Source organism: Vibrio sp. 1069 (assembly GCF_033340555.1).
Genome location: NZ_JAWOWP010000008.1, coordinates 81,559 through 103,758, shown reverse-complemented (window position 1 = coordinate 103,758; position 22,200 = coordinate 81,559). Strand labels below are relative to the sequence as shown.

Here is a 22,200-nt window from a genome sequence, read left to right as displayed (position 1 = left end):
AGCCTGTTAGGGATAATGACTACAAGAGGTCAAAATGAGCAAAGAAATTAAAGCCCAAGTTGTTGTACTTGGTTCTGGTCCTGCTGGTTACTCCGCTGCATTCCGTTGTGCGGACTTAGGTCTTGAAACTGTACTAGTTGAACGTTACAGCACGCTTGGCGGTGTATGTCTGAACGTGGGTTGTATCCCATCTAAAGCACTGCTTCACGTTTCTAAAGTAATTGAAGAAGCGAAAGCGATGGCTGACCACGGCGTTGTGTTCGGTGAGCCTCAAACAGACATCAGCAAAATCCGCATCTGGAAAGAAAAGGTTGTTAACCAACTAACTGGCGGCCTAAGCGGTATGGCTAAGATGCGTAACGTAACAGTAGTTAACGGTTACGGTAAGTTCACTGGCCCTAACTCTATCCTTGTAGAAGGCGAAGGTGAGCCAACAGTTGTTAACTTTGACAACGCAATCGTTGCGGCTGGTTCTCGTCCAATCAAACTGCCATTTATCCCGCATGAAGACCCACGTATTTGGGACTCTACTGACGCTCTTGAACTAAAAGAAGTGCCAGAAAAACTGCTTATCATGGGCGGTGGTATCATCGGTCTAGAAATGGGTACGGTTTACCACTCTCTAGGTTCTAAAGTTGAAGTTGTTGAAATGTTTGACCAGGTAATTCCTGCAGCAGACAAAGATATCGTGAAAGTATTTACTAAGCGTATCAAAGACAAGTTCAAGCTAATGCTAGAAACGAAAGTAACAGCAGTTGAAGCAAAAGAAGACGGTATCTACGTTTCAATGGAAGGCAAGAAAGCGCCAGCTGAAGCTGAGCGTTACGATGCGGTTCTAGTTGCTATCGGTCGTGTACCAAATGGTAAGCTAATCGACGGTGAAAAAGCGGGTCTAGAAATTGACGAGCGCGGCTTCATCAACGTTGATAAGCAAATGCGTACTAACGTTCCTCACATCTTCGCGATCGGTGATATCGTTGGTCAACCAATGCTTGCTCACAAAGGTGTGCATGAAGGTCACGTAGCTGCTGAAGTTATCTCTGGTAAGAAGCACTACTTCGACCCTAAAGTTATCCCTTCAATTGCGTACACTGAGCCAGAAGTGGCTTGGGTTGGTAAGACTGAAAAAGAAGCGAAAGAAGAAGGCATCAAGTACGAAGTAGCAACATTCCCATGGGCAGCATCAGGTCGTGCAATCGCATCTGACTGTGCAGACGGTATGACTAAGCTAATCTTCGACAAAGAAACTCACCGCGTAATCGGTGGTGCTATCGTTGGTACTAACGGTGGTGAACTACTTGGTGAAATCGGCCTTGCAATTGAGATGGGCTGTGATGCAGAAGATATCGCTCTGACTATCCACGCTCACCCAACTCTACACGAGTCTGTAGGTCTAGCTGCTGAAGTATTTGAAGGTTCAATCACTGACCTGCCAAACAAAAAAGCAGTTAAGAAGAAGTAAGCTTTTTCTGACTGAATGATAGAAGCCGCTGCATTGCAGCGGTTTTTTTATGCTTGTTATATAGGAATATAAATGTGTGCTTAGCAGACAATAAAAAGCCCACCAAACGGTGGGCTGACATATATTACGAGCTAAGCTTTAGTGTTCACGGTTGTAAATGCAAAGCATATCTAAGTATGAATTCACTAGATGTTTCAGCTCCGCTTCACCTTTAGCGCGGTTCGCTTGGACAAACAGTGAGTAACAAATACCGTGGAACAGGTTTGCCAAGTGTTCTGAATCGTGCTGGTCACACACCTCACCGCGTTCAATTGCTTTAATGAACATGTTTTGTACCAGCAACTGGTTAGTACGGTTAGTTGAAACAAACAATGGCCATACTTCGTCACGTGTTGAAGCACTCCACTCGAACCATACTTTTAGCCAGTGACAGTCTTGGCTGACAAGCTCGATCATCGCATTCGTAATATTGGCGATGTTTTCACGTGCATGTAAGTCTAGGTCTATGTTATCCGATAGGAAGTTTGAGAACTGACGTACGACGTGATTGAGAACTTCATCCACCAAGTCTTCGCGTGTAGGGAAGTAGTTAAAAACAGTCGCCACAGAAACTTGAGCAATTTCTGCGATATCTGCGTGACCACCACGACCGATGCCGCGGCGCGCAAATACTTCCAATGCGATTTCCATTAGCTGTTGCTTACGCTTAATTGGAGAAAGCCTAGTTCTAGGTCTCTTTGCAATTGAGTCCATGTCCATTTTCCTTGCCATTTGAGTTGATATTGGGGGTAACCCCCTAATTGATTATTTTAATAGTTGCTTAAAGCAGTGATGAGTGTAATGGTGCATATGCACAAGGTCAACATCTGTAGAACAATTTATATACAGTAATGTCATTATTATTGATAAATTTAGCTATGAACTTTATAAAACTAAGACCTTCTTCCAAGATTTTTTGGCAACAGGATGTGACTTTCAACCCAATGAACGTGGTGATACACTACACGCCGTAAGATTAGGTGATCGTTTGCGTGCGACTTACCTCAACCCACAAATTTAGATTGAGCACAGTATGAAACATACAATAGAAGTCATGATTTCTGAGCAAGAAGTTCAGGAGCGAGTTCGTGAATTAGGCAAACAAATTACAGAGCGTTATCAAGGTAGTGAAGATCTTGTGTTGGTAGGCTTATTGCGTGGCTCATTTGTATTTATGGCAGACTTGGCACGTGCTATCGAACTGACTCACCAAGTTGATTTTATGACAGCGTCAAGCTACGGCAATACGATGGAAAGCTCACGTGACGTTCGTATCTTGAAAGATTTGGATGATGACATCAAAGGTAAAGACATTCTGCTTGTTGAAGACATCATTGACACTGGTAACACACTAAATAAAATCCGTGAGATTCTTTCGCTACGTGAGCCGAAGTCTATCGCTATTTGTACGCTCCTAGATAAGCCATCTCGTCGTGAAGTGAATGTTCCTGTGGATTGGATTGGTTTCGAAATTCCAGATGAATTTGTCGTTGGGGTGGGTATTGATTACGCGCAGAAATACCGCCACTTACCATACATCGGTAAAGTTGTACCTCAAGAATAATCATTGAGAGCAGCATTAAAAATATAAAAAAAACGCCCATCTAAGATGGGCGTTTTTTGTTCAACTTTTAGATATGACTTAGCGACAAAGCAGCTTGTTATCTGTATTTAGAATCGTCGAAAGAGCTTTCTGGTAAGACGCTTCTACGGTTTCCTTAGAGTTAGAACGAATGCCTAAGTACTCTAAGCGACCATCTTCAATTCCGTATACCACACCATGAATTTCAACATCTTGCCCACGCTCCCAAGCGTTTTGCAGGATGGTTGAGTTACCCAAGTTGTACACTTGCTCTGCAACATTAAGCTCGCCTAGTTTATCCGCTCGATCTTGTTGCGGCATTTGATCTAGGTAAGTGCGGTGTTTGAAATAGATATCTCTGATATGTAACAGCCAATTATTAATAAGACCTAGCTTAGGGTTATCAATGGCTGCGTTTACGCCACCACATCCATAGTGTCCACAGACAATGATGTGTTTAACCTTAAGAACGTCTACGGCGTACTGGACGACAGATAGACAGTTGAGATCAGTATGGATAACTTGGTTTGCAACATTCCGATGAACAAAGAGTTCACCTGAGTATAGCCCGGTTAGTCGCTCGGCAGGAACGCGGCTATCAGAGCAGCCAATCCAAAGAAAATCAGGCTTTTGCCCCTCAGCGAGTTTTGCGAAGTATTCAGGTCGATCAGATTTGATCTCTTGAGACCATTTCGAATTGTTTTCAAATAACTGTTTTATTTCCGGCATTTTGCAAACTACTTCCCTTAAAAGACAAAATCGCTGCCGCTGTTTGTGTGCACATGCAAGCGATCAGTGTTGTAACTATACACAATGTTACAATTTCGATCTCGTTAAATATTCGTCAGATAGGACTCATCTGACTAGTTTTCATTAAGAAAAAAGTAAAATCTGGTGAAACTATTTGTGGTGTGAATTTAGCCTTAATCTATTTATGGTTTAAATTTTCGCCTAGCTCGTTAAAGTAGTGATATTTTACTTTTTAAAATTGAATGCAGGGAAAATCAGCAGTGTTCGGTAGTCGTTTTGAAGATATCAATTTCAAAGGGGATGTATTTGGCGGGGTAACCACGGCGATTATCTCTCTCCCTCTGGCGTTAGCGTTTGGTGTTGCATCCGGAGCCGGTGCTGAGGCCGGCCTTTGGGGGGCAATAATGGTCGGTTTGTTTGCCTCGTTATTTGGTGGTTCTAATACGTTAATATCAGAACCGACAGGGCCAATGACGGTAATCATGACCGCAGTATTAACCAGTATGATGGCGAAATACCCAGAAACGGGCATGGCTATGACTTTCACGGTTGTCATGATGGCTGGCGCATTCCAAATCCTATTGGGGACGTTAAAACTGGGTAAATACGTTACCTTAATGCCTTATAGCGTTATTTCCGGGTTTATGTCTGGCATTGGTGTGATTCTTATCATTCTGCAGTTATCGCCTTTGATGGGACATGCTGCGCCTTCAGGGGGAGTACTCGGAACGTTATCTGCTTTGCCGGAGACCATTTCTAACCTTAAATTCAGTGAGTTGTTTTTGGGACTACTGACTTTGGGGATTCTTTTTTTCTTCCCTAAGCAATATCGTAAATACGTTCCTGCACAGCTCGTGGCATTGGTCGCGGTAACTTTATTGTCTGTGATTCTCTTTGATATAGAAGATATTCGTCGTATCGGTGAAATTCCTGCTGGGTTACCTTCTCTCGTCGCCCCTTATATTGACACAGATATGTTTGTCGAGATGGTCATTGATGCATTAGTGCTCGGCACGTTAGGTTGTATTGATACTTTGTTAACGGCGGTTATCGGTGACTCATTAACTCGTAAAGAACACGACTCAGATAAAGAGCTGCGAGGTCAAGGGTTAGCTAACATGATCTCTGGCTTGTTTGGTGCGCTGCCGGGGGCGGGAGCTACCATGGGGACGGTAACGAATATCCAAGTTGGGGCTCGTTCGCCATTATCTGGTGTGATTCGCGCACTAATGTTGGCGTTGGTTGTACTGGTTGCTGGTGGGCTAACAGAGCCAATCCCGATGGCTGTGTTAGCAGGCATTGCGGTGTATGTTGGCTTTAACATCCTAGACTGGAGCTTTATTCAGAGGGCACATAAGGTAAGCTTTTCCGGAATGGCGGTGATGTATGGCGTTATGCTGCTTACAGTATTCGTTGATCTTATCGTTGCGGTGGGTTTAGGCGTCTTTATCTCGAACATTATCATCATCGAGCGTTTGAGCCGAGAGCAGGCACGACAAGTAAAAGCGATCAGCGACGCGGATGAAGATGATGTGCCGTTGACTGACAGCGAGCGTGGTTTGTTGGATCGTGCGAATGGAAAAGTGCTGTTCTTTTATCTTTCCGGTCCGATGATCTTTAGTGTTTCTAAAGCCATTTCACGTCAGCACTCTAGTATTTCGGACTATGACGTGATGATTCTCGATCTTACGGATGTACCAATGATTGATGTGACCGTCGGTTTGGCGTTAGAGAATGCGATTAAGGATGCTCTCGATGCCAATTGTGCCGTGTATTTATTATGCCCGAATGAGCGAACACGAGAACAGCTAGAGAAATTCCATGTGATTGACCTTGTGCCTGATGAAAATATGTACCAATTCCGTTACGAAGCATTGAATGCGGCGGTGGCACATGTTGAGGCAGACCAGTATCAGCGCATAACGGCGTAATCATTCTGACAGTTAAAAACGCAACAGTGTCCTGTTGCGTTTTTTATGCTCTATTTTGTCTTACTCAGAGATAACCTTTACGAGGTAAGGGCTATATTTCCAATATTATCGAAAGGTTTATTTGTAATCATCGTTATTCAACGATAAACTGATGGACCTCCAATACGATACCCAAGGCGATTTTGTAGTAAACCGCTGCTAAATATGAGTCGGTATTAGTAATCACAAACAAACGGCAATCAAGACCTTATGTACGCATTAGAAATTGAACAACTGCGCAAGACGTATGCAGGTGGCTTTGAGGCGTTAAAAGGTATAAGTCTCCAAGTGAAAAAGGGTGACTTCTACGCGCTTCTGGGTCCCAATGGTGCAGGAAAATCGACCACGATTGGCATCATTTCCTCCTTAGTGAATAAAACCTCCGGAACGACGAAAGTTTTCGGTTATGACATTGATACCGACCTCGAATTGGCCAAGCAGAATTTAGGCTTGGTGCCACAAGAGTTCAACTTCAACCAGTTTGAAACCGTTGAGCAAATTGTGATGCAGCAAGCTGGCTATTACGGTGTGTCTAAAGTGTTAGCCAAAGAAAGAGCAGAAAAATACCTGAAAAAATTGGATTTATGGGAAAAACGCCAAGAGCGTGCTCGTAACCTATCCGGTGGGATGAAGCGTCGTTTAATGATCGCAAGAGCTTTGATGCACGAGCCGCAATTACTCATTTTAGATGAACCAACGGCTGGAGTGGATATTGAACTACGCCGCTCAATGTGGGGGTTTCTGAAAGAGATCAACCAAGAGCAAGGAATTACGATTATTTTAACGACACACTACCTAGAAGAAGCAGAGATGCTGTGTCGAAATATCGGCATCATCAATCGTGGTGAGCTGATTGAAAACACCACCATGAAGGCGTTACTAGGTAAGCTACGCGTCGAAACATTTATCTTGGATGTTGAGTCAGAAGTCGAGGTGCCTGAGCTTGAAGGTGTTAATCGACAAAGTATTGTTGATGGCTCTTTAGAGATAGAACTAGATAAAAGCCAAGGATTGAATTCGGTATTCAGTCAGTTAACCGAGCATGGCATTAAAGTTCTCTCAATGCGTAACAAAGCCAACCGACTTGAAGAGTTGTTTGTCAGCATTGTAAGAGAGGGGAGTAATTAAATGTACGGTTTATATTGGACGGCATTTCGCAGCTTGCTGAGCAAAGAAGTCACTCGTTTTACACGTATTTGGGTGCAAACCTTAGTGCCGCCAGCCATTACGATGACGTTGTACTTCATCATTTTCGGTAATCTTATTGGCTCTCGAATTGGTGAGATGAGCGGCTTTAGTTACATGGAGTACATTGTTCCAGGTTTGATCATGATGTCGGTGATCACCAACTCATACTCGAACGTGGCGTCGTCATTCTTTAGTGCAAAGCTACAGAAGAATATTGAAGAACTGCTGGTGGCACCGGTACCAAACTATGTGATTATTGCTGGCTATGTGATGGGCGGCGTGACTCGAGGTTTGTTGGTCGGTGCAATTGTTACTTGTGTGTCACTTTTGTTCGTTGATTTGCAAGTGGAGCACTGGGGCATTATTGTCGCGACTGTCTTCATGACTTCGGTTGTATTTGCTCTCGGTGGCTTGATCAATGCGGTTTACGCAAAAACGTTTGATGATATTTCGATCATCCCTACGTTTGTATTGACTCCTTTAACTTACTTGGGAGGAGTCTTTTATTCGATCAGTCTGCTGCCTGAATTTTGGCAAGGCGTTTCTAAGATCAACCCAATCGTCTACATGGTGAATGCGTTCCGCTACGGCTTTTTAGGTGTCTCGGATGTGGGCATTGTCACTTCATTTAGTGTACTTGCAGTGTTTGTTGTTGCACTGTATGCCATTGCGCATTACCTAGTAACCAAAGGGATTGGCCTAAGAAGCTAAGCCATTCTCATAAAGCAAAGAGCAGCGACTCATGCTGCTCTTTCGCGTGCATAACAATACATACCCATACAATTTTTCGGTTTTTATCATGGTAGGTTTCAATCATTTGTAATAAATGAGTGATCCTATGAATATTGTCCCGCCGCCGCCTTTCTCCTATCAATTACTTAAGCCCAAATATTGGTCTGTATGGCTGGCATTTGGATCTTTAGCGATTCTTGTTAATGTACTGCCATACGTAGTATTACGAATCTTAGGTAGAAGCATCGGCTGTATTGCGATGCATGTAATGAAGCGCCGACACAAGATCGCTCTGCGTAATCTCCAGCTGTGTTTCCCTGATTTTACGGATTGGCAATGTAAGGACGTAGTACGAAAAAACTTTCAATATACTGGAATGGCGATCATCGAAACTGGTATCGCCTGGTTTTGGCCAGATTGGCGGATACGTCGGATAACCTCTATTGTTGGAAAAGATCGTTTACTCGCTGAGGAAAAGAATGGACGTGGTGTGTTGGTGGTGTGCAGTCACCATTTAAACTTGGAGATAACCGCTCGTATTTTTAGCCAGTTTGCCCAAGGTTATGGCGTTTATCGCCCAAATTCGAATCCTGCTTATGAGTTTATTCAACATCGAGGTCGAACTCGTTTTGGACATCAAATGATTGATCGAAAAGACGTGAAATCAATGCTCAAAGTTCTGAAGAATGGTCATCGACTTTGGTATTTGCCCGACCATGATTATGGCGTTAGCCATTCTGTTTTTGCGCCGTTTTTTGCTGTTGAACAAGCGGCGAGTACCGTCGGGTCTAGTGTTCTCATTGATGCAACAAAGTGCGCGGTTATATCTGGCGTTACAGTGAGTAAAAATCACCATTACACGCTGTACATTGGAAAAGACATTAGCGAGCGTTTCGAGAGACGTAATGCGGTTAAAGCGGCAAGCATCTTGAACCAAGAGCTTGAGAAAATGATAAAACGTGATATTCCAGCGTGGATGTGGCTGCACAAGCGGTTTAAAACTCGTCCTGAAGGGTTAGATTGCGTCTATACGTAGAGTATAAAAAAGGTCGACTAAGAGTCGACCTTTTTACTTTTATGGCTCAGAGCTTACTCTGCGTTCTCTGAGTTTGTATTGTTAGATTCAGCTTCTTCCTTCGCTTCGACAACCATATCTACCGTTTGGTTATCGATAAGACGAGCTTTGCCTAGGAACGCAGACATCAGAATGACAGCTTGTGTCGTTTCTGGTGTGATCACTTGTAATGTACGAGCATCACGAATGAAGATCTCATCAGGGTGCAGACCTGCAGCTCGAAGTTGGTCGCTTGCATCTTCGATGATCGATGCGTAGTCATCGCGGCCACCGCGAATGGCACTACTGATCCAACGCATTGTACGAGCAAGTACAGGAGCACGTTGGCGCTCGTCCAGCGTAAGCAAGCCATTGCGTGAACTCATTGCTAAACCGTCCATTTCACGTACGGTTGGTACACCGATGATTTCAATGTCCATTGCTAGGTCATCAACCATCTTGCGGATAACAGCAAGTTGTTGGAAGTCCTTCTCGCCGAAGCACGCGACATCCGGTTGTACGATGTTAAACAGCTTATTCACAATCGTCGTCACGCCACGGAAATGACCTGGTCGAGACGCGCCTTCGAGAATTGTTGATAGGCCAGGGACATCGACGAAGGTTTGCTTATCCAGACCTTCTGGGTAGATAACTTCTGGTGTTGGCGTAAATACCACATCGACCCCTTCAGAGGTTAACTTGCTTAAGTCTTCCTCTAGCGTGCGTGGGTAATTATTTAAATCGTCTGCACGATCAAACTGCATCGGATTAACAAAGATGCTTACGACAACGATATCAGCGTATTCGCGTGCTTTACGCACTAAAGTTAAGTGGCCTTCGTGAAGGTTGCCCATGGTAGGGACAAACGCCACTTTACGACCTTCACGTTTAAAGGTTTTAAGTTGTTCACGAACTGCTGAGATTTCCGCAAAAGTTTGCATGCATTTATCCTCTAGGCAATGGTATGAGCGTCGTCTGGGAATACACCGTTGGCTACATCTTCAATGTATTTAGTAACGGCTTTGCGCATATCACCTGTTTCAGAAAGAAAGTTTTTGGAGAATTTCGGCATGTAGTTGGCAGAAATACCAAACATATCATGCATTACGAGAATCTGACCATCTGTTACGTTACCTGCACCAATACCGATAACAGGAACGTCAAGCACTTGCGTAATACGTTCAGCAAGCTCAGCTGGTACGCATTCTAGTAAGACGATTTGAGCGCCTGCTTCTTGCAGCGCTAATGCGTCTTTTACCATGCGGTCTGCTTTTTCTTGATCGCGACCTTGGATTTTGTAACCACCAAAAATATTAACAGCTTGAGGAGTTAAACCAAGATGAGCACAAACTGGAACTGATCGTTCAGTGAGCATTTTCACCGTGTCGACAAGCCAGTCACCACCTTCAATTTTTACCATATTGGCACCAGCACGCATCAGTTTAGCCGCATTTTCGCAAGCTTGCTCTGGCGTGGTGTAGCTCATGAATGGCATGTCTGCCATCAACAAACAATTTGGGCTACCAGCGCGTACGCAACGAGTATGGTAAGCGATATCATCGACCGTTACTGGTAGAGTATCGTTGTGACCTTGCAAAACCATACCTAGAGAATCACCGACAAGAAGTACTGGCATTTCTTGGCTTTCAAACAGTTGGGCAAAGCTCGCATCATAAGCGGTTGAAGTAGCAAATTTACGACCTTCTTGCTTCCACTTGATTAGGTCGTTGATGGTCATTTTTTTCATGGTTTTATCCTTACTAGGAGTTGGCTATGACTGCCAGATACTGAGGCCGTTTCTATCTACTTGTTCCAGTAGTTTAGAGACCTCGGTCCCATCAGGGAGTTGTAAACTTGGTGCAATTTCCGCAAGAGGGTAGAGTACGAATTCACGCTCTTTCATTCCATAATGAGGAACGATCAGCCTCTCGGAATTAATCACCTCATTGCCATAAAGCACAATGTCAAGGTCCAAGGTTCTTGGTCCCCAGCGTTCGTCTTTACGGACACGCCCTTGTTCTTGCTCTATAGCTTGTGTGCAATTGAGCAATTCAATAGGCGTCAAACTGGTGTTAATAGACACAACCGCATTGATGTAATCCGGTTGGTTTTGTGGCCCCATTGGCGTGCTGCTGTATAGCGAAGAAGCTTGAACAAACTCTGATTTAGGCAGCGTTTTTAATGCTTCAATCGCTTGCTTCGCTTGGCTGATAGGATCAGCCAAGTTACTGCCTACCGCAATGTACGCTGTAATCATGATTTGGGCTTACTCTTTTTCTTGCGATAAGTTTTACGGCGGCGCTGGCCTGTTTTCGGTGATTGACCGTCTAAGTCGGCAGCCATTGCTTGACGCATTTCTCGGCCTGCATTTTGAAAAGTTTCCCACCACTTGGCAAGCTTCTGAGTGTCACCACCTTCAATTTCACCGCGCATTTCAAGAAAATCAAAGCCAGCTCTAAATTTATTGAGCTCCATAAGACGGAATGCACGTTTACCGTTACGTCGTGGAAGACGAAGCTGTAACTGCCAAATCTCGCGAATGGTTGCGGTGTGGCGTCTTGGAATGGCAATTGTGCGAACTTGCTCGTCAAGAATGATGTTGCTCGCTTCCATAATGGCGTCGTAATGGCCTAAGTTGCGCTCTTCCATCAGTTCATCGGCTTTCGCACACAGTGGGTACCACAGCATTGCAGCAAACATAAATGCTGGATTGATGCGTTTCCCATCTTCGATGCGCATGTCGGTAGAATCTAGGACAAGATCCAACATCTGCTCAGTGTGAGAGGAGTAATCTTCTGTAAAGTGCGCTGCAATCGTCGGGAATAGTTGCTGGAATAGGTTGTACTCACGCAGTAGGTGGTAGGTTTCTAAGCCATGACCGGATTGCAATAATTTGAGTGACTCTTCAAAAAGACGCGCTGACGGAATGTCACCGAGCAACGGTGCCATGTGTTCGATTGGCGCTGCGGTGTCTTCTTCAATATCAAAGTCTAGTTTTACCGCGAAACGAACCGCACGCAGCATGCGCACAGGGTCTTCACGGTAGCGTGTTTCTGGATCACCAATCAGTCGAATTAGGCGATCTTCTAAATCTTCAATACCACGTGCGTAGTCGTGAATCGAGTAATCTGCGATGTTGTAGTACATCGAGTTAATCGTGAAATCACGGCGCTCAGCATCTTCATCGATGGTGCCGTAGACGTTGTCACGCAGCAGCATACCCTCTTTTGATTGCTGAGAAATGCTCTTATTCTTTTGCTCTTGGTGGTGACCACGGAATGTCGCAACCTCAATGATATCTCGGCCAAACATAATATGAGCCAAGCGGAAGCGGCGACCAATCAAACGGCAGTTACGAAATAGCTGTTTGATCTGTTCCGGCGTTGCGTTGGTCGCAATGTCAAAATCTTTTGGTTTTTGTCCAAGCAGTAAGTCTCGAACCCCGCCACCCACAAGAAAAGCATCGAAACCAGCACCATTTAGGCGGTACAGTACCTTCAGCGCATTATCACTGATCTGCTTACGCGAAATGTTGTGCTCTTCACGAGTTATTACATTGAGAGCGAGCTCTGGAATTGTGGCAGGTTCGCTTGGTGTATAGTCGTTTGTATTCATGTGCATCTGGCAATAACTGGGTTTAATCCAATCTTGCTTTGGTTAGTTTTATACGCCTCTAGGGCCTAATTTGCGGCTAATGATAGCCTACACAATGCCATTTGAGAATCACGGTGTGATCTCGATCTCTGCTGGAAGCTGTTCCAAGCGCCAGTTTTCGCAGCCCCAACGAAGAATATCTTCTATGTTGGCCGCCCTTACGGTTTCAGGTATCTCGAAACCTAAAAATGTCATGGCGCGCAATAGAGTAGGTTTTGGTGTATCTATATCAATAGCCGTCGCGTGATTTTGTTTCGACAATTTATTGCCGTTGTTGTCCATCGCCAATGGTAAATGCAAGTAGCTAACTTCAGGCTGACCAAGTATTTGGTACAGGCTAATTTGACGCCCTGTCGGCTCGATTAAGTCTGCACCTCGCACGACTTCTGTGACGCCTTGGTCGATGTCGTCCAATACTACCGCAAGATTATAAGCAAATAATCCATCTCGACGTTTAATAATGAAATCTTCATTAACGAGTTGCTCTGGAATAGTAATGGTTCCCCGTTTTTGGTCGAGGAAATGAGCGACAGGCTTGGTCATTTTTAGGCGAATCGCGCCGTCTTTCAAGTTTTTATCGCGGCAAGTGCCAGGATAAAAACCGCCATGCTCTTTAATTTGCTTACGAGTACATTGGCAATAATAGGCTTCCCCATTTTCGAGCCATTTGTTTATTTGAGCTTGGTAAAGGTCGTGACGTTCGCTCTGGTATACCACTTCTCCATCCCAATGCAGCTGATAGGCCTTGAGTGCCTCTAGGATAAGTTGCGCTGCACCTGGCATTTCTCTTGGTGGGTCTAAGTCCTCAATACGTACTAACCAAGCTCCGTTTTGTGCTTTCGCTTGAAAATAACTGCCAAGAGCGGCAATCAGTGAACCAAAATGCAGTGGACCAGAAGGAGATGGGGCGAATCGACCTACATAGCGTGTCATGCGTGTATCTCGAATTTAGTAAACAAATAGGGTGCGAAGATAGCCAAAACAAAAAGGGAGCCTGAGCTCCCTTCAACAATCATAATGCTGGGTGATTAACCTTGCATTTGCTTCTCTTTGATTTCTGCAAGTGTTTTACAGTCAATACAAAGGTCAGCGGTTGGACGTGCTTCAAGACGGCGAACGCCAATCTCTACGCCACAAGACTCACAGAAGCCAAAATCGTCTTCTTTGATTTTATCCAAAGTCTTTTCAATCTTCTTGATCAAACGGCGTTCGCGGTCACGGTTACGCAGTTCTAGGCTGAACTCTTCCTCTTGAGAGGCGCGGTCAACTGGATCTGGGAAGTTTGCTGCTTCGTCCTGCATGTGGTGAACAGTACGATCCACTTCAGCTCTTAGCTGGTCGCGCCAAGCTGTTAAGATTTTCGTAAAGTGTTCAACCTGCTCTGGTGACATGTACTCTTCACCAGGTTTTTCCTGATATGGCTCCACGCCGGCAATGGCTAGGATGCCTATCGTTTTCTTCTTTGATTCTGGCATACAGCATCTCCTACTTACACCTAGTCAACTGCTACGCAGTCAATTTAAGGCGGGTATCTATAGCAAAAAGAGGCGGTGCAAGCAAATACTGAATCGCAAAGTTATCGTCAATGTGAAGACGACATCATTTTTTCTCTTAATTGATAAAATCAATAGCGGAAATCAGCTTCATTCCAGTATCGCTCAGTTCAGCTTTGTAGCAGAGAACTTCCACTCCAGCGTCTTGTGCTTGTTTGAGTAATAGTGAATATTTCGCGTCTATATGGTGCGCCGCGGATACTTTTTCAATACCTGAATGTAAAACAGTGAATAAAAGTATGGCTCTACTTCCATTTTGTGCCATTTCTGTGAGCTCTCTCAGGTGTTTTTGTCCCCGAGTCGTGACCGCATCTGGGAAGTATCCTTGTCCAGTAGAGTCGGTCTCATCAAGAAGAGTGACGCTTTTCACTTCTATATAGCACTTTGGCTTGTCGTCTGCGCTGAGCAAGATATCAATTCGGCTATTTTCATTGCCGTATTTCACCTCAGTTTGAAGTGTGTCATAACCACAAAGCTCTGAAATGACATTATTTTCAATAGCCTCTACGGCTAATTGATTGGCGCGCGCGGTATTGATACAAATACGGTGGCCTTGTTCGGTTTCACTCAACTCCCAACTATTGGGGTATTTTCGTTTCGGGTTGTCGGAAGTAGAAAACCAAACCTTGTTTCCGGGCGTAGCACAACCCGTCATTGCACCTGTATTTGCGCAGTGGATTGTACGGATTTCACCAGTATCGAGCTCGATATCGGCAAGAAAGCGTTTATAACGTTTGAGTAGAGTGGCGGACTCTAAAGCGGGTGTGAAATGCATTTGCTTATTTAGACAAAAAATTTTTTATGTACAATGTTGCCACCATTACACCATAAGGTATTTTCTTTGTCACAATTGCCGATTGAAGCCGTGATGCCTGAGTTGCTGACGGCGGTCAAAAATCAACATCAAGTGATCTTAAAAGCGGCGCCTGGTGCCGGTAAGTCGACTTACTTCCCTTTGCAGTTACTCTTAAATCATTCGGTTGCTGGAAAAATCATCATGCTTGAGCCAAGACGACTCGCGGCGCGTAACATTGCCCGTTATCTTGCTGAGCAATTGGGAGAACAAGTTGGTCAACGCGTGGGTTATCGAGTTCGTGGCGAGGCAAAGGTAAGTTCTGCAACGCAGCTGGAGATCGTGACCGAAGGGATCATGACCAGGATGATCCAAACTGACCCTGAACTGGATGGGGTTGATCTACTGATCTTTGATGAGTTTCATGAACGCAGCATTCATGCCGATACCGCTTTGGCATTCAGTTTAGAAGTTCAAGAGGCATTGCGAGACGATCTCAAGCTGGTGGTAATGTCGGCAACGCTTGACCAACAAGCATTACAATCGTTGTTGCCGGAAGCCAGTTACATTGAATCTGAAGGGCGCAGCTTTGATGTGGCAATGCGCTACCAGCCGTTAGGTGTGAACGAGCATTTACCTACGAGTATGGCAAAAACAATAGAAAGTCTTATGAACAAAGAGTCCGGATCTTTGTTGGCTTTCCTGCCGGGTGTTGGTGCCATAAAACAAGCTGAAGAGCGGTTGTCTCATTTAGCGGATGATATCGACATATGCCCACTTTATGGTCAACTGAGTTTTGCAGATCAACAAAAAGCGATTACGCCAGCAGAACAAGGTAAGCGTAAAGTCGTTCTAGCGACCAACATTGCAGAAACTTCACTAACGATTGAAGGCATTCGCCTCGTGGTTGATTCTGGGTTAGAGCGTATTGCCCGCTTTGATTTGAAAAACGGTTTAACACGCTTAGAGCAAACACGCATTGCACAGTCTTCAGCGATTCAGCGTGCAGGACGAGCGGGACGAATAGAAGAGGGCATTTGTGTTCGTCTTTATTCTGAAAGCCAGTTCAAGCAGCAACCGCTGGTTCCCCTACCCGAAATTTTGCATTCCGATTTGGCTAGTTTAGTTATGGAGCTTGCCTTTTGGGGAACGGGTGATATCCACGATCTAAAGTGGCTTGATGTTCCCGCTAATGCGTCATTGGAACAAGCGAAGCAGCTATTGGTGTCATTGGGACTACTGACGGAAAAAGGGCAATTAACGTCCGAAGGAAAACAGGCGCATGAACTAGGCGTTGAGCCTCGTGCGGCTGCGATGCTAATTAAAGCGCTATCTTACAGTGATAAGATGTTAAATGCTGCTTTGGCGGCGGTCGCACTGATTGAAGAGCCAGAGAGAAATGTTACCAATATCGCTCATAGCTTGCATCGTTGGCTTGTTGGTACTCATCCAAAAAAGTCGATGTTGTTCAAGCGTGCTCAATCTCTGGCGTACAAATTGGATACGGTATTTGACCTGAAAGGCGTGGATGAAGATGCATTACCGCTGGTGTTAAGTTTGGCATTTCCAGATCGCATTGCGCAGCAGCGCACAAATCAATTTGGGCGATTTACTTTGGCTAATGGTCATGGTGCAGAATGTCATCAGGAAGACATGCTAGGTGGCTGTGAGTATTTGGTTGCCGTTGACTTAATGCGTTCTCATTCTAATTCAAGTCAAATTCATTCGGCATGTGAATTGGATGTCAATATATTGCGAACGACCTTTGATACGCTATTTTCGTCTGAAGAAGTAGTGGACTGGGATGAAAAAAGAGGCCGTCTAATAGCTGAGCGACAAACAAAACTCGGTCTGCTGGTCGTTGAACGCGAGCCGTTGCCAAGCCCGGGCAAAGAAAAAATGACACAAGCTTTACTCACGTATGTCCGCCGCCAGGGCTTACAGAGTCTAAACTGGACACCGGCAGCGGAGAGCTTGTTGGCTCGGATTCGTTGTGCGGTGGAATGGTTACCTGAGCAGTCATGGCCAGTGTTTGATGAAGCCAGTTTGCTGGATTCATTAGAGGAGTGGTTAGAACCATACATGACGTCTGTCAGCTCGGTTAAAGACCTGAGCAAGATAAACTTGGTCGAAGCGCTTAATGCTCTATTAGGTTGGCCACTCAATCAACAACTGGATGAATGGTTACCTGAGCATTACCAACTACCCACAGGTTCAAAGAAGCGTATCCGTTACCAATATGGCCACGAGCCGATATTATCGGTGCGTATGCAAGAAGTATTTGGGGAGAGTGGTTCCCCAACGGTAGCTCTTGGCCGCAAGCGTTTGGTGCTTGAACTGCTTTCACCGGCACAACGTCCATTGCAAGTAACGTCGGACTTGGCGGCTTTCTGGAACGGAAGCTACAAAGACGTTCAAAAAGAGATGAAAGGGCGCTACCCAAAACACGTTTGGCCAGATGATCCTGCCAATCATGTAGCAACAACGAAAACAAAAAGACAATTGAATAATGACTGACAGCAAGAAGCCTAGCGCGAAAAAAGCGCCAGCGAAGAAAAGTACAACCAATAAAGGAACCGCAAAACAGACTCGACGTACGCCGAGTAAAAAGCCGACTAACGAGAAACGTTCGTGGTTGAAAGTTCTGTGGTCGTTTAGCTGGAAAGCTGGCGTTGCACTTGCCGCTGTTTTGCTGTTTGTTGGGATTTACTTAGATAGTGTGGTGAAAGAACGCTTTGAAGGTCAGCTGTTTGAGCTGCCAACGGTGGTTTATGCCCGTATCTTGAATCTAAGCCCTGGTGAGAATATCACCATCCAAGAACTGCGCAACGAGCTAGATGTGTTGAATTACCGTAAAGTGAGTCAACCTCGTTACCCAGGCGAATATTCCTCTTCTTCCACTCGGATTGAATTGATTCGTCGTCCATTCGAGTTTGCCGATGGTCCCGAGCCGGATCGTCACATTATGCTGCATTTCTCTGATTCCGGCTTGCAACGTATTCAGTCTTTAGAATCTCGAGGAGACCTTGGTTACTTGCGCCTAGAACCGAAGATGTTGGGCATGCTGGAGAAAGACCGTGATGAACAGCGCCTTTTCTTACGTCGTGATCAGTTCCCTGAAATTTTGGTGGATGCACTGCTTGCGACCGAAGACCGGGATTTTTATCAACATGACGGGGTGTCACCGCTCGCGATTGCACGTGCATTGGTTGCGAACATTAAGGCGGGTCGTACTGTTCAAGGTGGTAGTACGCTGACTCAGCAATTGGCAAAAAACCTGTTTTTGACTCGTGATAAAACACTGTGGCGTAAAGTTCGAGAAGCGTATATCGCGCTAATTTTGGATTACCGTTACAGCAAAGATCGTATCTTAGAAGCCTACCTAAACGAAGTGTACCTAGGTCAAAGTGGAGGTGAAGCGATCCACGGGTTTGGCTTGGCGTCGCGTTATTATTTTGGGCAGCCAATTCAGGAGTTGCGAATCGATCAATTGGCGATGTTAGTTGGGATGGTAAAAGGACCGTCTTACTACAACCCAATTCGTTACCCTGAGAGAACGAAAGAGCGTCGTGATCTCGTTCTGCGCCTGTTAATGCAGCAAAACATGTTGACTTCAGAGCAGTATGAACAAGCTGTAAGTCGTCCACTCGATACGCAAAGCAAGCCACGTATTGCGAGCCGTCAGCCAGCTTATTTCCAACAATTGAGCATTGAATTAAAAGAAAAAGTTGGGGAGCGATTTAAAGCAGAGACCGGACTGCGCGTGTTTACGTCTCTGGACCCAGTATCGCAAAGCAAAATGGAACAAGCTATCTCGAAAAAGATCCCAGAACTAGCTAAACGGGGTGGTAAAGAGTTAGAAGCCGCTGCTGTGGCCGTTGATCGCCATAGTGGTGAAATCCGTGCGATGGTTGGTGGTAAACGTGTCGGTTATGAAGGCTTTAACCGCGCGCTCAATGCCAGTCGTCCAATTGGTTCTTTAGTGAAACCAGCGATTTACTTAACGGCTCTAGAACAACCGGATAAATACAACCTAGGCACGACGCTACACGACACGCCGTTAAGTCTGAAGAGCAGTAAAGGTAACGTGTGGACGCCGCGCAACTACGATAGAAAATATCGTGGTGATGTGCCACTTTACATTGCTTTAGCGAAATCACTTAACGTACCAACCGTGCGCTTAGGTATGGCACTTGGCATTCCTGAAGTCTCCAATACTTTAGAGCGTTTGGGCGTGAACAAAGACGAAATTCGCCCAGTGCCTTCGATGTTTTTGGGTTCGTTTTCTTTGACGCCATTCGAAGTCGCACAGATGTATCAGACTCTGACGAATTCAGGTAAGCGTGCAAAACTGACCGCTCTGCGCTCAGTCATGGATATGGAAGGTAATGTGCTGTATCAATCCTTGCCTCGTTCATCAAGAGCCGTGGATGAACAAGCTGCATGGCTAACGACCTACGCGATGAAACAAGGGGTTGCTCAAGGCACTGGCCGCTTCTTACAAAGCCAGTTTGGTTGGGCTGCATTGGCAGGAAAAACGGGTACCAGTAATGACAACCGCGATAGTTGGTTTGTCGGTGTTGATGGTCGTGAGGTGACGACAATTTGGCTAGGCCGCGACGATAATAAACCCGTGAATCTAACGGGGTCGAGTGGTGCATTACGAGTGTACGCAGAGTACTTGAAGCAGCGTATTCCTGAGCGCTTAGAGCTCCCATGGCCAAGAGAAATCACCACATTAGGGTTCAAGCCTACATCTGATGGAGGTTTAGAAATGAACTGCCGTAGTGATTACAAACTGCCGGTTTGGGATAAAACCGGTCAGATAAAGCAACAGTGTGAGAAGAAATCAAACTGGTTAAATAGCATATTTGATTGGTAGCATCGCCAAATCAACAACATTAGCTTGTTTATCTGATTAATTCTTAGTACATATTAGGGCGTGTTAGTACAGTACTGCTAGCACGCCCTACTTGATCAGATATTCAATAAAGGAAGAAGTGAATGTTCAAAAAGCTGTTATCAAGCCCATCGGTTCGCAACTTTGCGCTTTGGGTTAGTACCTTTTTGATGATCACTCCTTCTGTTTCCCTCGCAAACTCTCTAACAAAAACGGATGACTTGGAACCTCGACCAAAGGTGGCGGTTGTGCTCGCTGGTGGCGGAGCGAAAGGGGCGGCACACATTGGGGTTTTAAAAGCATTGGAAGAAATGCAGATCCCTGTCGATATTGTGACCGGTACCAGTATGGGCGCCTATGTGGGTGGGCTCTATGCCACGGGGATGAGTGCTGATGAAATTGAGAGTTTTATCTACACCGTCGATTGGGGCAGCGGTTATCGAGATCGTGTTGACCGTAGCCAACGTCGAGTTCGTGACAAAGAGTATGAAGACCGCTATCAAATTAATACCGACCTCGGCTTAAGGTTCGGTGAGGTACGAGCACCAACGGGTGTGGTGCAAGGCCAGAACATGTTGCGAGTATTGCGTGAGACTACAGGGAACTTAGGGCGATTCGATTCTTTTGATGAGCTTGCCATTCCTTATCGTTCTGTTGCGACTGATATTCTTGCCCTAGAAGAAGTCGTACTGGGTAATGGTTACCTTGTGGATGCCATGATGGCTAGCATGTCTGTACCAGGAGCACTTCCTCCCTATAAGCTCAATGGTCATATGCTTGTCGATGGCGGCGTCGTCAATAACATGCCTGTCGATGTGGCTCGCGCCATGGGGGCTGATGTCGTTATTGCCGTCGATATTAGCACCGACTACAAAACCGAAGATGAATTTACGGGGCTGTTTACTGTCGCGGACCAACTCTCTAACTATCTCGTTCGTCGTAGTACACAACAGCAAGTGGACGAGCTTGAACCTCAAGATATCTATATTCGTCCCAATGTGGGCACCATGGAAACCGTCGAGTTCGACAAAATGCCTTGGGCTTTTCAAGCTGGGTACGATATTACCAAGCAATTAAAAGACAAGCTGAAAGAGTTACGCTTGTCCAACGCGGACTATCAAAAATACATCGACCGCAAACAAGAAGTTCGTAAAACTTTGATTTATGGCGATCAGCGTGTGGTTGATGACATTGTGATTGTAAATAACACGCACTACAGCGATGTGTTGTTGACGAATCGTATTGAATTAGAAACCGGACGTCGTATTTCAACGGCCGAAATTGAGAAAGCCGTTGAAAACCTCTACGCGTTAGATCGGTTCGAGCTCATCACTTATCACTTTGAAGAGGTTGATGGTGAGACATTGTTGGTTTTTGATGTTAACGAGAAGTCGTGGGGGCCTAATTATCTCAACTTCCGATTTTTTCTTGAAGATGACTTCGATACAGATAGCCAGTACGGCATAGGGATATCAACCAACTTTACCAACTTGAACTCTCATGGCGCGGAGTTGGCGTTCAACGTAGAAATGGGCACGGATAAGCTGATTGAAGCTGAGTTGTATTCCCCTGTTTTATCTAGCCAAGAACTTTTTGTATCGGGGCGTATTTCCTATGGCAGTGAGAGCCGAAACTTACCTTTAACAGAGCCTCAAGCACCAGATTTAGAGTCAGTAAATGACTTTTTTCCGGTCACTTACGATGATTTTACAACAGAGTTAGCGATAGGTATCCAACCCACATTGTGGCAAGAACTTCGATTTGGCGCTCGCTACTCAACCGGAGATATTGAGCTTTCTACTTTGGCTTCTGCTGGTAAATTGGATTTTGAACGTCGTGGCCTGTTTGCCAATTATCGCCTAGATACACTCGATGATTTCGCATTTCCGACTCGTGGGCTTTTAGTCGATCTCGAATATTTAGTGTCTCATGATCAAAGTCCTCAAGGCGTTAGCCTTTTAGAAACTGACAAAATTATTGAAGATACCGTTTATGAAATCTCTGCACGATTTAAAGGTGCAGTGAGTCATCAGCGTCATACTTTAGTCGGACATGCTGAATATAGTTTTGTAGAGAGTAAAAACTCATCTTTACCGCTTGATCCCAGAGAGTTGGGCGGCTTTTTAAGCCTATCTGGAATCCCAAGAAATAGCCTGATCGGACAGAACTTATTTTTCAGCAGTTTGGTGTACCGATATAAGTGGTTTGATAATGATTTCGGATTGTTTGAAGCTCCAGTCTACCTGGGCGCATCGGTCGAATATGGCGGTGTTTGGTCTGATAATGATCTGAAACTAAACGAAGCGCCGCTTTACAATGCTGGCTCCATCTTCTTTGGTGTTGACTCACCAATAGGACCAATAATGTTGGCATACGGTCGTACCGAGCAAGATTTGGATGCTGTGTATTTGATCGTAGGAACATCGTTTAATTAATCGGGTATGAGAAAGCAAAAACTTGGCATATTTGGTCAAAATTAGCAGAACTTTAGTCGTAAGTTGCTATGTTGGTCAAAATGATAAG

18 protein-coding genes are annotated in these 22,200 nt (G+C 45.1%); 9 read left to right on the top strand and 9 right to left on the bottom strand.

Translation table 11 applies throughout. The annotated features are described in order from the left end of the window. Nucleotides 1-34: 34 nt before the first annotated feature. On the top strand, nucleotides 35-1,462 hold the full coding sequence (lpdA, locus tag R7040_RS13950; protein ID WP_005379993.1) for a dihydrolipoyl dehydrogenase: 1,428 nt from the start codon (nucleotides 35-37) through the stop codon (nucleotides 1,460-1,462). 138 nt (nucleotides 1,463-1,600) lie between these two features. Here lpdA and opaR read toward each other — a convergent pair whose 3' ends face one another. Further along, nucleotides 1,601-2,215 (bottom strand): transcriptional regulator OpaR, encoded by a 615-nt coding sequence (opaR, locus tag R7040_RS13945; RefSeq protein ID WP_005379994.1) that lies wholly within the window; start codon nucleotides 2,213-2,215, stop codon nucleotides 1,601-1,603. Between the two features lie 319 nt (nucleotides 2,216-2,534). Between opaR and hpt the strand changes: the two genes are divergently transcribed. Next, entirely contained in the window at nucleotides 2,535-3,065 is a 531-nt protein-coding gene (gene hpt, locus R7040_RS13940) for a hypoxanthine phosphoribosyltransferase (protein WP_005379995.1), read from the top strand. A gap of 78 nt (nucleotides 3,066-3,143) precedes the next feature. Here the strand turns inward: hpt and can are convergent, their stop codons facing one another. Continuing rightward, nucleotides 3,144-3,812, bottom strand: coding sequence for a carbonate dehydratase (can, locus tag R7040_RS13935; RefSeq protein ID WP_005379996.1), 669 nt, complete (start codon nucleotides 3,810-3,812; stop codon nucleotides 3,144-3,146). A 281-nt stretch (nucleotides 3,813-4,093) separates the two neighbouring features. Between can and R7040_RS13930 the strand changes: the two genes are divergently transcribed. The 4 genes from R7040_RS13930 to R7040_RS13915 all read left to right on the top strand — a co-directional run bounded on the left by R7040_RS13930 (nucleotide 4,094) and on the right by R7040_RS13915 (nucleotide 8,759). Continuing rightward, nucleotides 4,094-5,764 carry a SulP family inorganic anion transporter gene (locus R7040_RS13930; RefSeq protein ID WP_054579101.1) on the top strand — a complete coding sequence of 557 codons (1,671 nt, stop codon included), beginning with the start codon at nucleotides 4,094-4,096 and terminating at the stop codon, nucleotides 5,762-5,764. Nucleotides 5,765-6,013: 249 nt separating this feature from the next. Then, on the top strand, nucleotides 6,014-6,931 hold the full coding sequence (locus R7040_RS13925) for an ABC transporter ATP-binding protein (protein WP_206954813.1): 918 nt from the start codon (nucleotides 6,014-6,016) through the stop codon (nucleotides 6,929-6,931). Further along, entirely contained in the window at nucleotides 6,932-7,702 is a 771-nt protein-coding gene (locus R7040_RS13920) for an ABC transporter permease (RefSeq protein WP_005386598.1), read from the top strand. It begins immediately after the preceding gene. 127 nt (nucleotides 7,703-7,829) lie between these two features. Further along, nucleotides 7,830-8,759: a Kdo(2)-lipid IV(A) acyltransferase gene (locus R7040_RS13915; RefSeq protein ID WP_053304122.1), complete on the top strand. Its 930-nt coding sequence runs from the start codon at nucleotides 7,830-7,832 to the stop codon at nucleotides 8,757-8,759. 53 nt (nucleotides 8,760-8,812) lie between these two features. Here R7040_RS13915 and panC read toward each other — a convergent pair whose 3' ends face one another. The 7 genes from panC to sfsA form a co-directional block, all read right to left on the bottom strand. Beyond that, entirely contained in the window at nucleotides 8,813-9,718 is a 906-nt protein-coding gene (gene panC, locus R7040_RS13910) for a pantoate--beta-alanine ligase (RefSeq protein WP_053304121.1), read from the bottom strand. An 11-nt stretch (nucleotides 9,719-9,729) separates the two neighbouring features. Next, nucleotides 9,730-10,524: a 3-methyl-2-oxobutanoate hydroxymethyltransferase gene (gene panB, locus R7040_RS13905; protein WP_054579079.1), complete on the bottom strand. Its 795-nt coding sequence runs from the start codon at nucleotides 10,522-10,524 to the stop codon at nucleotides 9,730-9,732. Between the two features lie 24 nt (nucleotides 10,525-10,548). After that, nucleotides 10,549-11,034 carry a 2-amino-4-hydroxy-6-hydroxymethyldihydropteridine diphosphokinase gene (gene folK / locus R7040_RS13900; RefSeq protein ID WP_054579080.1) on the bottom strand — a complete coding sequence of 162 codons (486 nt, stop codon included), beginning with the start codon at nucleotides 11,032-11,034 and terminating at the stop codon, nucleotides 10,549-10,551. After that, nucleotides 11,031-12,398: a polynucleotide adenylyltransferase PcnB gene (gene pcnB / locus R7040_RS13895; protein WP_005386589.1), complete on the bottom strand. Its 1,368-nt coding sequence runs from the start codon at nucleotides 12,396-12,398 to the stop codon at nucleotides 11,031-11,033. Before pcnB ends, folK begins: the two co-directional genes overlap by 4 nt. A gap of 102 nt (nucleotides 12,399-12,500) precedes the next feature. Continuing rightward, complete coding sequence (gene gluQRS, locus R7040_RS13890) at nucleotides 12,501-13,364, bottom strand: tRNA glutamyl-Q(34) synthetase GluQRS (RefSeq protein WP_005386586.1); 864 nt, start codon at nucleotides 13,362-13,364, stop codon at nucleotides 12,501-12,503. Nucleotides 13,365-13,459: 95 nt separating this feature from the next. Further along, nucleotides 13,460-13,906, bottom strand: a complete 447-nt coding sequence (dksA, locus tag R7040_RS13885) for an RNA polymerase-binding protein DksA (protein ID WP_005386584.1) — start codon at nucleotides 13,904-13,906, stop codon at nucleotides 13,460-13,462. Nucleotides 13,907-14,042: 136 nt separating this feature from the next. Next, on the bottom strand, nucleotides 14,043-14,759 hold the full coding sequence (gene sfsA / locus R7040_RS13880; protein WP_017635909.1) for a DNA/RNA nuclease SfsA: 717 nt from the start codon (nucleotides 14,757-14,759) through the stop codon (nucleotides 14,043-14,045). A gap of 66 nt (nucleotides 14,760-14,825) precedes the next feature. Between sfsA and hrpB the strand changes: the two genes are divergently transcribed. The 3 genes from hrpB to R7040_RS13865 all read left to right on the top strand — a co-directional run bounded on the left by hrpB (nucleotide 14,826) and on the right by R7040_RS13865 (nucleotide 22,112). Then, nucleotides 14,826-17,294 (top strand): ATP-dependent helicase HrpB, encoded by a 2,469-nt coding sequence (gene hrpB, locus R7040_RS13875; RefSeq protein WP_318081476.1) that lies wholly within the window; start codon nucleotides 14,826-14,828, stop codon nucleotides 17,292-17,294. Further along, a complete protein-coding gene (mrcB, locus tag R7040_RS13870; protein WP_318096889.1) occupies nucleotides 17,287-19,659 on the top strand; it encodes a penicillin-binding protein 1B in 2,373 nt (790 codons plus the stop codon). The genes hrpB and mrcB overlap by 8 nt, the downstream gene beginning before the upstream one ends. Before the next feature lie 122 nt (nucleotides 19,660-19,781). Continuing rightward, on the top strand, nucleotides 19,782-22,112 hold the full coding sequence (locus R7040_RS13865) for a patatin-like phospholipase family protein (RefSeq protein WP_033905586.1): 2,331 nt from the start codon (nucleotides 19,782-19,784) through the stop codon (nucleotides 22,110-22,112). The last annotated feature ends 88 nt before the right edge of the window (nucleotides 22,113-22,200 follow it).

Excerpts from the sequence above, each read along its gene's own strand:
- lpdA (WP_005379993.1), top strand. The coding sequence starts at position 35 with ATGAGCAAAGAAATTAAAGCCCAAGTTGTTGTACTTGGTTCTGGTCCT.
- opaR (WP_005379994.1), bottom strand. The coding sequence starts at position 2,215 with ATGGACTCAATTGCAAAGAGACCTAGAACTAGGCTTTCTCCAATTAAG.
- hpt (WP_005379995.1), top strand. The coding sequence starts at position 2,535 with ATGAAACATACAATAGAAGTCATGATTTCTGAGCAAGAAGTTCAGGAG.
- can (WP_005379996.1), bottom strand. The coding sequence starts at position 3,812 with ATGCCGGAAATAAAACAGTTATTTGAAAACAATTCGAAATGGTCTCAA.
- R7040_RS13925 (WP_206954813.1), top strand. The coding sequence starts at position 6,014 with ATGTACGCATTAGAAATTGAACAACTGCGCAAGACGTATGCAGGTGGC.
- R7040_RS13920 (WP_005386598.1), top strand. The coding sequence starts at position 6,932 with ATGTACGGTTTATATTGGACGGCATTTCGCAGCTTGCTGAGCAAAGAA.
- R7040_RS13915 (WP_053304122.1), top strand. The coding sequence starts at position 7,830 with ATGAATATTGTCCCGCCGCCGCCTTTCTCCTATCAATTACTTAAGCCC.
- panC (WP_053304121.1), bottom strand. The coding sequence starts at position 9,718 with ATGCAAACTTTTGCGGAAATCTCAGCAGTTCGTGAACAACTTAAAACC.
- panB (WP_054579079.1), bottom strand. The coding sequence starts at position 10,524 with ATGAAAAAAATGACCATCAACGACCTAATCAAGTGGAAGCAAGAAGGT.
- folK (WP_054579080.1), bottom strand. The coding sequence starts at position 11,034 with ATGATTACAGCGTACATTGCGGTAGGCAGTAACTTGGCTGATCCTATC.
- pcnB (WP_005386589.1), bottom strand. The coding sequence starts at position 12,398 with ATGCACATGAATACAAACGACTATACACCAAGCGAACCTGCCACAATT.
- gluQRS (WP_005386586.1), bottom strand. The coding sequence starts at position 13,364 with ATGACACGCTATGTAGGTCGATTCGCCCCATCTCCTTCTGGTCCACTG.
- dksA (WP_005386584.1), bottom strand. The coding sequence starts at position 13,906 with ATGCCAGAATCAAAGAAGAAAACGATAGGCATCCTAGCCATTGCCGGC.
- sfsA (WP_017635909.1), bottom strand. The coding sequence starts at position 14,759 with ATGCATTTCACACCCGCTTTAGAGTCCGCCACTCTACTCAAACGTTAT.
- mrcB (WP_318096889.1), top strand. The coding sequence starts at position 17,287 with ATGACTGACAGCAAGAAGCCTAGCGCGAAAAAAGCGCCAGCGAAGAAA.
- R7040_RS13865 (WP_033905586.1), top strand. The coding sequence starts at position 19,782 with ATGTTCAAAAAGCTGTTATCAAGCCCATCGGTTCGCAACTTTGCGCTT.